This is a genomic window from Achromobacter pulmonis (assembly GCF_902859765.1).
Taxonomy (GTDB): Bacteria; Pseudomonadota; Gammaproteobacteria; order Burkholderiales; family Burkholderiaceae_B; genus Achromobacter; species Achromobacter pulmonis.
The window spans coordinates 196,173-206,554 of the sequence record NZ_CADIJV010000006.1 but is presented as its reverse complement, the minus strand read 5'-3'; the positions used below and the strand labels follow the sequence as shown (position 1 = coordinate 206,554).

The 10,382-nt window shown below is 65.7% G+C and carries 13 protein-coding genes and 1 pseudogene; 1 reads left to right on the top strand and 13 read right to left on the bottom strand.

Annotated elements, in window-relative coordinates:
* Positions 1 to 220: pseudogene (locus HV701_RS08305) on the top strand (phage tail protein); the annotation flags it as partial.
* A gap of 2 nt (positions 221 to 222) precedes the next feature.
* Here HV701_RS08305 and HV701_RS08300 read toward each other — a convergent pair.
* Genes HV701_RS08300 through HV701_RS08240 form a run of 13 tightly spaced genes read right to left on the bottom strand, consistent with a single transcriptional unit; the run spans position 223 to position 10,376 of the window.
* Complete coding sequence (locus HV701_RS08300) at positions 223 to 1,209, bottom strand: hypothetical protein (RefSeq protein ID WP_175132586.1); 987 nt, start codon at positions 1,207 to 1,209, stop codon at positions 223 to 225.
* A 14-nt stretch (positions 1,210 to 1,223) separates the two neighbouring features.
* On the bottom strand, positions 1,224 to 1,889 hold the full coding sequence (locus HV701_RS08295) for a DUF2612 domain-containing protein (RefSeq protein WP_175132585.1): 666 nt from the start codon (positions 1,887 to 1,889) through the stop codon (positions 1,224 to 1,226).
* Between the two features lies 1 nt (position 1,890).
* Positions 1,891 to 3,072: a baseplate J/gp47 family protein gene (locus HV701_RS08290; RefSeq protein WP_175132584.1), complete on the bottom strand. Its 1,182-nt coding sequence runs from the start codon at positions 3,070 to 3,072 to the stop codon at positions 1,891 to 1,893.
* The gene (locus tag HV701_RS08285; protein WP_175132583.1) at positions 3,069 to 3,422 is read right to left on the bottom strand and encodes a contractile injection system sheath initiator; all 354 of its coding nucleotides are present in this window, start codon (positions 3,420 to 3,422) and stop codon (positions 3,069 to 3,071) included. Before HV701_RS08285 ends, HV701_RS08290 begins: the two co-directional genes overlap by 4 nt.
* Before the next feature lie 8 nt (positions 3,423 to 3,430).
* Positions 3,431 to 4,174, bottom strand: coding sequence for a Gp138 family membrane-puncturing spike protein (locus tag HV701_RS08280; protein ID WP_175132582.1), 744 nt, complete (start codon positions 4,172 to 4,174; stop codon positions 3,431 to 3,433).
* Between the two features lie 34 nt (positions 4,175 to 4,208).
* Positions 4,209 to 5,219 (bottom strand): phage protein, encoded by a 1,011-nt coding sequence (locus HV701_RS08275; protein WP_175132581.1) that lies wholly within the window; start codon positions 5,217 to 5,219, stop codon positions 4,209 to 4,211.
* 19 nt (positions 5,220 to 5,238) lie between these two features.
* The gene (locus HV701_RS08270) at positions 5,239 to 5,538 is read right to left on the bottom strand and encodes a phage baseplate plug family protein (RefSeq protein WP_175132580.1); all 300 of its coding nucleotides are present in this window, start codon (positions 5,536 to 5,538) and stop codon (positions 5,239 to 5,241) included.
* Between the two features lie 9 nt (positions 5,539 to 5,547).
* Positions 5,548 to 6,147 (bottom strand): phage baseplate protein, encoded by a 600-nt coding sequence (locus tag HV701_RS08265; RefSeq protein WP_175132579.1) that lies wholly within the window; start codon positions 6,145 to 6,147, stop codon positions 5,548 to 5,550.
* Positions 6,140 to 7,816, bottom strand: coding sequence for a phage tail tape measure protein (locus tag HV701_RS08260; RefSeq protein WP_175132578.1), 1,677 nt, complete (start codon positions 7,814 to 7,816; stop codon positions 6,140 to 6,142). Before HV701_RS08260 ends, HV701_RS08265 begins: the two co-directional genes overlap by 8 nt.
* Complete coding sequence (locus HV701_RS08255; protein ID WP_236754908.1) at positions 7,809 to 7,967, bottom strand: DUF6889 family protein; 159 nt, start codon at positions 7,965 to 7,967, stop codon at positions 7,809 to 7,811. Before HV701_RS08255 ends, HV701_RS08260 begins: the two co-directional genes overlap by 8 nt.
* 26 nt (positions 7,968 to 7,993) lie before the next feature.
* Positions 7,994 to 8,443: a phage tail assembly chaperone gene (locus HV701_RS08250; RefSeq protein WP_175132577.1), complete on the bottom strand. Its 450-nt coding sequence runs from the start codon at positions 8,441 to 8,443 to the stop codon at positions 7,994 to 7,996.
* Between the two features lie 3 nt (positions 8,444 to 8,446).
* Positions 8,447 to 8,887: a tail tube family protein gene (locus HV701_RS08245; RefSeq protein WP_169537352.1), complete on the bottom strand. Its 441-nt coding sequence runs from the start codon at positions 8,885 to 8,887 to the stop codon at positions 8,447 to 8,449.
* Positions 8,888 to 8,900: 13 nt separating this feature from the next.
* Complete coding sequence (locus HV701_RS08240) at positions 8,901 to 10,376, bottom strand: DUF3383 domain-containing protein (RefSeq protein ID WP_175132576.1); 1,476 nt, start codon at positions 10,374 to 10,376, stop codon at positions 8,901 to 8,903.
* Positions 10,377 to 10,382: the final 6 nt, after the last annotated feature.

The window sequence follows — 10,382 nt, the reverse complement described above, 5'->3', positions numbered from 1 at the left end:
CACTGCAAATGCGAGAGTGCTCGGCAGCAGGCAGGCCGCGCAGGTACGGGTCAAGAGCAAGACCTGGCGAATTATTGGAACGGACTCGGACGCTGCCACCTATGCGCTGCCTGGCGGAGAGTCGCAGGGCATATCCCAGATGGACAGCCTGTTCCCCGACGCCGGCACCGCCGAAACGCGTCCGCGCAACGTCGCCTATCCCCCACGAATTCATGCCTAATTTCATACGTGAATGCGCGGGGGGTAAGCGGTATTCGCAGGGCGGGTCTCCGTGGCGACGCGGGGCGTACCGCGCCCACCATCTCTAAGGATCCCTGATGCGTAATTCATCGATATTCCGGAGGCGGGGTTTGTCGACAACGAGACAGTCAGGGAACCGCCACCAGAAGTCGTCCCGGTGAAGGGATACCAAAGGTCATGCCCATGCCCCTGCAGGGCATCAGCCTGGTGGCTCGCCAGTGACCTTGCATTTGCAGTGTCAGCGTCAGTTCCGGTAAATCGACGGAACATATCGCGCAGATCCGGCACCCGGAACTGCGTTGCCGAATAGTCCGAGAACCAGTGACTGCCGCGGTTCGCCGACCACAGGGCCTCTGTCTTTACCAGCCCCTGCTCCTGCGCATAGCCCCACAGCGCGGCGTAATCGGCCTTCGACAACAGCCCGCCGGTGGCATCGACTTCACTGGCCAGCGGCAGATTGGTATGGCCATCCAAGGGGCGGCCGCATAACGGCGAACGGTAGCCAGTGAAATACTGTCCGGAAACCCAGTTCCACACTTCCGCGCACTCCGCCACGATGATGGGCCCCACATCCTGCGTCGGCAGCGCGCTGATCGAATAGATGCGGGGAAAGTTGCCCGCCACGAATGCGGTCGTCGCAATGCGGGTGCTTTGGTCGCTGGCTGCCGGCGTCGGCGCCGTCGGAGTACCCGTCAGCGCAGGCGATGCCGCCAGCGCCGCCACGAATTGCTCCTGCAGCGCCGCCAGGTCGCCGTTGTCCAGCACGTCCTGGCCGGCCTTGTCGGCGATGTACTGGCCGATCATGGCGGCCACGAAGGACGCCTGGCGCCAGACGGTGTTGAGTTCCCTGGATTTGGCCATGCCGGCCGAGAAACCGGCCAGCCGGGCGGCCAGGGCCTGATAGTCGGCGGGAGCGAGCACGTTGGCGCCGGGCACGGTGCCGAAAGGAAGAATTTGATTGATAGCCACGGATTTGTCCTTATTCAACCGGCAAAAAGCGAACCCCAGAGTCCGCCGTCGAACCCCGAGATGTATTGGTTTTGAACGTCAAAACCGAACAGAGGCCCCTCTTGCGAGGGGATGACGTAATAACTGATGCGTACGCCCTGCGGTTTGAGCGGGATGTACCCGCCCGTCAGCAGTGCCAGGAACAACGCAGACGGCGGCGTGCCGGCGACACCGATGTCAACCGACATGTCGCCGTTGTCCTGAATGAACACGTGGGTGCCGCCGCCGAAGATGCGGTCCAGGATGGCGGCCGAGGCCTCCAGCGTGCCGTCCCAGTGGTTGGCGCCGATCTTGGCGCGCAACAACAGCCGGTAGGTATCGTCGTCCAGCTCGGTCAGGCCGCTGTCCGGATCGAAGGGGCCTTGCCACACGCCCTGGTCGAAGCCCAGGCCGTCGATGTCGTGCGAGAAATAGACATTGGCGATCGGTGTACTGACCTTGCGGTCGAGTCCCACCCAATGCCCCACGGCGTCCAACTGCGCGCCAATGGCGCGGTCCAGGTCAAAAGCCGCCGGCATGCCGCCGTACAGTTCGCGCACGCCCGCCGCCGCGCCGCACAGGGCGGCAACGGTGGCGCTGAAACGGGGCTTGGCGCGGTGGTACGCGGATAGCCGCGCGATGTAGTCGTCAGAGTTGGCCATGTCAGGTCACCGTGAGCGTCACGTCGTCCGGCATCGCCGCGGCGGCTTCATTGAAGGCCAGCGCCACATCCGGCGCGCCGTTGCCGGCCGGACCGCGCAGGGTCAGGCCGGTGATCTTGAACGTGCCATTGCCCGGCACGCCGTTTGCCGCCGAGATGGCGTCGGCCCATTCCACAGAGGCGCTGGCGCCGCCGCCGATGGCCACAGCATTGATGTAGTCGGCGATCGCCTGCCGCACCGCCTGCCCGATAGCCGTGGTGTAGCCCGGCAACGCACGCATCTGCACCGCCACCGAGAGCGGCACAAGGGTGGGCCGGAAAAAGCGGATCAGATGCGCAATGCCGTAGATGTCCGTCACCACCACCGTGGTGGTACCGTGCGTGCCGGTTCCGGGCGTCTTCTTGGCGGCGATCGCCTGTGCGATCCGCGCCGCGTCGCCGCCATCGACTACCAGGGCGATGCTGTGAGGCGGCAGGCCATGAGCATCGGCCACCGGCGTATCGTTCTCGAAGGCAGCGTGGCGCAACACGCCCGGCACCGATGCCACCGCGCCGATGGTGCCTTCCAGCACGCTGCGCGATGGCAGAGCCACCGATATGGCCTGCCGCACCCGCAGGGCAGCATCGCTCTCGACCGGTGCCCCCGGCGTCGCGGCGGCCGGATTCTCGACGGACTGCCAGCCCAGCGTCGGCGTGCCGATCTGGTTGATACTGCCGGCCGCCGCCGTCACCGCGCCCAGCGTCTGGCTCAGCGCCGTGACAGTGATCTCGCCACCCGGCGGGATGGTCACGCTGGGCGGCAATTGCCAGCGTCCGCGGTTGGCATCGGTGGCCACGCCATCGACGATGGTGACGCCGCCCTGCCCCACGATACGCAGGTCCACCGACGAGCGTGTCGCCACGCCGCGAGCCAGGCCGTTGATCTTGACGTTGTTCGACAGCGCCGCATCGGCAGCGGTGGCGGGCGAGAACGCGTTGTACACCTTGATCGCCGCCGTGTTGGCCTCATGGATGGCCAGGGCGAACACGGCCAGCAATTGACCGTCCTGGCTGTCCGCCTCCAGATACGTATCCGCGCCGTAGATGCCACGGTACTGCTGCTTGAAATACTCCAGCACCTCGCCGTAGCTCGGTGCGCGTATGCCCGCGGCGTCGATGACCGGGGCCGTGGAAAGAATCGTCATAATGCCGCCTGCACAAGGGCCGTGCCGTAAAGGGTTGAAATGGAAGCCGTCACGCTCAAGCCACGGGTATCCGGGTCAAGCCGGCTCGAATACTCGGCCAGGCCGGTCACACCGGCCGTGCCCAGAATGCGCTGGCGTATGGCCCAGTCGTAGCCGGCCCTGGGCTGCTTGCCCAGCACCTCGCCGTTCCAGGGCGTGCCTTCGGTCACGTCCAGGAACCATTCGCCGCGCGCCAGCATCAGCCGCGTCTTGACGGCCTGCGCCACGGTCTCGGCCGTGTCGCGGTGGAAGTCGGCCCGTGACGAGCCAAATGCATAGTCGCCAGCGGCGTCCAGTTTTCGATAACGCATAGGAATCCTCAGTTGGGCGGCGTGGTCACCGCGTTGGCGCCCTGGGCGATATGGGTGTGGGTATCGTCCACCCGCTTGCCGTTGGCCAGGATCTGGCCGATCACATTCAATACCCCGCTGATCTGGGCGGTGTCGCCCTGGCCGCCGCTGCCGACCAGGCCGGCCAGGTAGCGCAACAGGCCGTTGACCAGCACCTGTCCGGAAAACTCGGACACCGGCGCCACCACCTCGAAGCCGCCCGGCGCCACGATCTTCACCTTGCCGGCGGCCGGATCCAGTTCCAGAAAGGTCGAGCCATCGTCGCTGCGCAGTTGGGTCGTGGTCGTGCTGACCGCGGGCAGTACCCGCGGCTGCGATCGCACCCCTACATAGACAAAGCCGTCGGACAGGTCATGCATCCGCACCTCGGCCTGGTCCTGGACCTTCCCCGATTGCCACCAGGCATCGATGCAGCGCGATGCAAACACCACCAGGCATTCGTCGCCCGGCGCCACCGGAAACGTCAGCGTGCAATTGCCGCCCGACGGAAAATACACGGGGCAGTCCACCAGCAGCGGCAACGCCTTGCTGTACTGCTGCCCATCGGGTGCGGTGACGCGCGCCCGGATGGCCGGTTGCGCGGTGCATGTCATTGCCACCGGATCGAACTCACCGATGATGGCCGGCATGGCGGTCCAGGTCTGTGCCAACGCGCCACGCAGCGCGGCGCCGATCGCGGTTCCCGGATCGTTCAAGTTCTCTAGTCGGTTCATGAATCATCCTGCTGAAATGAAGCCGGACGGCCCGCTACTTGACGACACTGGCCGGCTTGGCCGCATCGTCCTGCGTGCCCGCCCGTCCCAGGTCGCCCGGATACAGCGTGGCATCGGTGGCCAGGCAGAGGGCCTCCGTGTACCATTCGTTGTCGCGGGTATGGCCGCGATGCTCGACTTCCATCACGTAGTAGTAGCCGTCGCTGCTGATACGGCGCTGTTCGCTGCGGTCGATCTCGGCCGCGTCCTTGCTCTGGGTCCGATCCTCGAAGCCGTATTCGGCGATGCGGCTGTTGTCCAGATTGATCAGGCCGCCCACGCGGATGCTGGGGTTCAGCAACATGCGGATCTTGATGCCCTTCTCGACCTGCTCGGGCATGCCGACCAGGCCTGTGTCGTGGGACACAACTGGCACCGAACCCGGTACGTAGGCGGTTTCGGGCACGACCACCACCTTGCCGTCCTGGATGCTCCACAGCGTGTTGGCGCTGCCGCAGACATCCTGCAGGTAGTCGCGCACCATGCCGGACATCACCGCCCCGCGGATCGCTTTCTTGCCGCCCAGGTCGGGGGCGTAGCCCTGCCTGACGCCATAGGGATTCATGGCCGAGCACAGCAACCGAACTTTGTCGGCGCGGCTGCTGCCCTTGGGCAGGGTGGCGTTGACCACCGCGAAGTTGTAGGCCTTGTCACCGTCCGCCGCCGTGATTTCCAGCGTCGTCTCGGTATCGCCCGAGCCGCCCCATTTGGCGCGCACCACGTTGCCATGGAAGATCACGCCGTAATTGCCCTCATAGCCGGCCTGCAGCACCACACGGGTGAACTCGCGCTGGACCATGCTGGCGGTTTCGCGGCTGGCATTCGTCACCTTGATGGTGGCGGTATTGGGCGACTTGGCGTCGTTGCGCTTGATGGAGAAGCTGAAGCTCAGCGCCGACAGGTCGATGGCCTCTTCGTCGCCAACGATCAGAGACACCTTCCTGCCCCACTGGCGCACGCCTTCGTCGTCGTCCACCGGATCGCCATACACGGCGATCGGTTCCATTGTCGTGGTCCCGGCCATGTCAGTCCGCCACCCAGTAGAGCTTGGCGCCACGGCCCAGGTCGGTGAACGTCGGCGCATCGTCGGGCGATTCCGCCCCCGTCACCCGCAGCCCCCCGGTGAATCCGAGGTGTCGATACTGTCCCAGCAGGTTCAGGCCCGTCACCAGCGGGATGCCGGATACCAGCGCCTGGCCGAGATCATCGGCCACGTCCAGGATCCAGCCGTCGCGATACTGCAAGGTCAACCGATAGTCGTCGCCGCCCAGCGATATCGCGAACACCTGCGGAATCGGCGACACGGGTATCTCGAAGTAGTTCATGCGTATCTCCTATGTCCAATACAGCGACCCGCCGCCGAAAGGCGTCGCGGGCCGGGGGGTTTTTGCGCCCAGGCTCTGCTTGTCCGCGGTCTTCTCTTTCTCTTTCTGGTCCGCGTACGGCGGCAGCGATGTGCTGCGGGTCTGCACCACGACCACTTCGCGCAACATCACCGTCGCGAACACGGCGCCCAAGGAGTTCCTGCTGGTCTCGACCGAGATCTTCTCGATCAACATGTCGCTGTAGCGCCGGCGGCTGGTAACCACGGTCACCGGCTCGCGCGATTCCTGCAGGCTGAGCAACTGGGAATAGATGGCGGTCGCGTAGTCGTCGGCCGCGGCCTTGCCATTGGCGACATCCTTGGCCTGCGCGCCCGCCAACGCCTCGTACGAGGCGTTGCTCCAGGCGCACTTCAGGGTCAGCGACAGCGGTTGCTTGAACGCATGATCGCTGATCGCCGATTTGCCATACGGGCCCGACTCCACCGGGTGGCTGGTGATCTTGAGCGCGTCGTCATGAGACTCGCTCAGGGTCGCTTCCACCACGATGTCGCCGATTTTCTTGGACAGCAGGCCGATCATGTCGGCGCCCGCGATTTTCAAGTCAGCCATAAGATCCCTGCAGGTTGCGCGTCAGGTCTGCGTTGACCCGGCTTTGTTGATTGGCCACGGCTTCTCCGGTCGCTCTCGGATCGGTCGATCCATTGACGTGGATAGTCGTGGTGGCATTGATGGAAACCGGCGCGGCCGCGGGCGGCACCAATGCGGCGCCCGCGGCCGCGTCGGTGGCGAAGCCGGAGGGGTAATAGCGCCACGGCTCGACCTGGACGCCATCCATGTGCTCGGGCCGGATACCGGTGTCGGGCGGGTTCAACCGCGGTACGGGTTGTTCGGCCGGAAAGCCCGGCGTGCCCTCCCGCCCTTTCAACGTGCCATCGCCCAACGACCTGGGGTATAAGAGCAGCCCCGCGCCCACGGCCGTCGGCGAACTCGCCACGCTACGGATCACGGACTTGGCGCCATCGGCGATACGGCCGATCCACGAGCCTGCGCTCTCCCACAAGGACTTGCCCCACTGCAGCGCGGTCTGCCCCGCCGCCTTGACCCCGTCAACCACCAGGGCGCCGCCGCGCGCCGCCATGTTGCCCAGCCAGGACCAGGCCGCGCCCGCCATGCCGCCGAGCTGCGTCACGGCCGCGCGGCCAAATGCCGTCATCCTGCCGAATACCCCGCGCACGAAGCCGCTGGTTGCCGACCAGGCGTTTCGCACGTGGCCGCCGATGGTGCTGGCCATGGAACCCAGGCTGGGGCCCAGCCTGCGCACGAGCGACCGCAGGCCATCGAACTTCGACACCAGCCCCACCAGGGCGCTCACCACGCCGCCGCCGCCCAGCATCAGGAATCCGCCCACCAGCAACATGACCTGGGAACTCAACCCGCCGGTGACGTCATCCAGCCAGGTCATCACGCTGACCACCGGTCCCAGCAGCGACATCAGCGACAGGACGAAATTGCCGACCTCGCCCAGCCGCGTGCCCGCCGTCTCGCCGTTCTCCTTGAACCAGGCCGCGATGCCATCGAGCGTCTGCTGCAGCTTCGGCCCCATGGTCAATAGCGCCTGCGCGAACATCGCGTCGACGGAGCCACTCAACTGACGCACGGTCGTCATCAACTGGTGGGCGCGCTCGCCAGCCGCCTCGATCCTGCTGTTTTCCTCGGCGTCGCGCTGCACGGAAAGGCGTTGACCGAATTCGGGATTGCGCAGCGCCTCCATGACGTCGGCTTCCAGCCCCAGACCCTTGCCCGTCTCGCGGGCCTGGTTCGGGTCCATGCCCTTGAGCACGTCGCTCAACGCCAGCATCAGGTCGGCGCTGTTACGCTGGCCGCCGGCGCCATCGTTCGACGTGATGTGCAGCTTTTCCAGCAGGGCAGCCGTGGCGGGATCGTCGCGCGCGTTGCGGTGCAGTGCCTGGACGCCGTCGCGCATCGCCCCGACGGAAAGGCCGAAGTCCTGCGCCACCGCTTCCAGCGCCCGCATGTCGCGGCCCGTGGTGCCGCCCAGCTTGGCGGCGAAATAGCCCTGCTCGAACTGAGCGATCTTGTTCTCGGCAAAGTCGACCACACTCTTCGCCCGTCCGGCGAACACCGCCAGCGCATCGGACAGGCTCTGTTTGCGCGAGTCGCCGATGGTCTTCTTGAGGTCATTCAGATCGTCTTTGTCGATCTTGAATGGGCCCATCAACCCCGACAGGTCGATGGGCATGATTGTTGTATTAGCCATTTTTTTCTGCCATGTGGCGGCGGTACGCTTCCGCCTTGTTGTCTGCCCGGACCGACAGCGCGTCGTTCAGGAGCGCGATGTCGGCCAGGTCCAGGGAGCCGTCCTTGAGGGACTCGTACTTGCAGAGCCCCTCGAGGACGGGCGCCAGCAACCAATCCTCGCCACCGGGCAGGCTCTTCAGCCAGCCTGTGTCGCCTCTGGGCTGCCGCTCTGGCTGGTAAGCAGCCCTTGTATAAAAGGCCCGAGACTTCCGACGATGACGCGCAGAGCCAGTGGCAACATGACCGACAGGTCGATGTCCTGGAACATCGGCACGTGCTGGCTGGCCGACCAGATGGCCGTCCAGCCATGCTCCTGCCGGCGTTGCACCGCCTGCATGCAGGTGTCCAGCACGTAGTCGGCGTCCTCGTCCTTCATCGCCGCCAGGCCATCGGCCAGCGGCTGCAGGACATCGGCCATGCCGCCCGGATCCTCGGTGATCCCGCGCCCGCCCGCCGCGAGGCGGACGAACACGGGGATCAGCGTAGGAACGATCGGAGCGATGCGGCGCGACACGTGGAACTGTTGCTTGGCGCTCAGTTTCCCGATGGAGTACCGGTGGCCGTTCAGATCAAGTTCCTGTGCCATGGCTTAGTAGATTCCCAGGATCGTGTCGATCTTCGCGGCGTCGAACGTCCACTTCACCACGTCGCCGTCCTTCTTGTAGGTCAGATCGGGCTTTTTGCTGAACGCGCACGAACGGCAGGCCGTCACGTCGCCGGTAGCCGGGTTGGTGATGGTGATGAGGTTCTTGCCCCAGAGACGGCTGTCCAGCGACTGGGCGTCGTACAGGGCCTGCAGCTGGGCGTTGACCGGCGAAGTCTTCAGGTAGCTCAGCGTCACGGTGCCGCTCTTGTCGGCCCGCAGCGTGTGCATGACTTCACCATCGGCACCCACCGTCATGGCGCTTTTTTCACCCTTGGCGGCGATGGCGATGCCTTCATCGGCCACGCCCGAGCCGGAGCCCAGGGAAATCGCCCCGCCCGGGCCCACGAGACTGGCGCTGATATCAGCGAACGAATAGGTAGACATCTGCTACTCCTGTTTAGCGGTTGACCGTGACCAGAACGTCGACGGTATGGATGGCGCCGGCTTCCTTGGCGGCGACCTGGAACGGCACGGCCTTGCGCGCCTCGCGGTCGGCCTGCGACTGCGTGGCGATGGCCGGCGCGTAGACGTAGTAGCCCTTGGCCAGCGTGTCGCCCTGCTTGAGAGCGCCGAAGCCGGCCGAATTCCACACGCCCGGGGCCAGGTAGCCGTTGTTGACGGCGGCCTCGCACGCGGCCTCGATCACCGAAGCGATCAACTGGTTGCCGGCGTCGGTCTGCGGCACCTTGGTGGGGCTGGTGTACAGCAGGTTGTAGACGTCGGTCTGGACCCGGTTGCGGAACCAGATCGCGTTGTAGACCGAGTCGATGAAGATGCCGCTGGGCGTCACGCCGTACTGGATGATGGCCGTGTCGTTGTCGTAGTTGACGAACACATTGCAGTTCTTGGCCGCCAGCGTGTCGGCCTGGCTGCTGGTCAGGGTCTCGGCGACGATGCCGGGCTCCTGCTTGTACATCAGCGTGATGGTGGTGTTGTTGGCGTTGAAATTCACCGTCAGCATGCGGCCCAGCAGCGAAGCCACCGCAAAGGGACTGGCGCTGGAGAACTGCACGATCGAGTACTTGTACTTCAACGCCTTCAACTGGCTGGCGATGTCGTCCTGGTTGGTCGGGTCCAGCACCTGCGGCGCCTGGGTCGACACGCCATACAGGTGGCGCTGATCGGCTTCGATCAGGCCGGCCACGGCCAGGTGCTGCGCGTCGGTGACGTCGGCATCGGCGAAGGCCACGCCCAGGAACTTGTTGGCGAAGCGGTCCAGGAACAGCGACACGGCGTCCTCCGGCGTTTCGGCCGCCATGCCGGCGACCGGCGCCGAGGCCTTGTCCGCGGTCAGGCCCAGCATCGACGAAATGTCGGTGCCGGCGCCGGCGGCCGAGGCGTAGCCCAGCGTCGACGTGGCGCCCGAGGTGTTGGAGGTGACCACGAACTGCGCCCCGTTCCACTGCACCGACGCCGAAACCAGGGCCGTCGAGATGATCGTGGCGACGCCGTTCAGGTTGGTGGCGCCGGAGAAGTCCAGGCCGTTGACCGTCTTGGCGGTACCGTCGACCGACAGCGTGAAGGCGCCCGCGGTCACCGCGGTCCAGGCCGCCATCTGCTTCTCGGCGGCCGACAGCACGGCGCCGCGCAGCGTGGCCGAGGTGGCGCCCTTGGCCCAGCGGCCGATGTACAGCTGCGAAGGCTGGGGCGTCTGCTGGAAGTAGAGCAAGGCCGCGCGGTACTCCGGCGCGGCGGTGCCGAAATCGGCGGCGACGGCATCGATGCCACCATAGGAGCGCATGCGCTCGCCGGTGTCGATGATCGCGGACGATCCCAACAGCAGCGCCGTGTTCAGGCTCGCGCCCTGCGCCGCGAGCGGCGACATATTGATCGTGACGTTGATCAGGCGTGATACCGGCAATCCATTAGCCATGGTAAA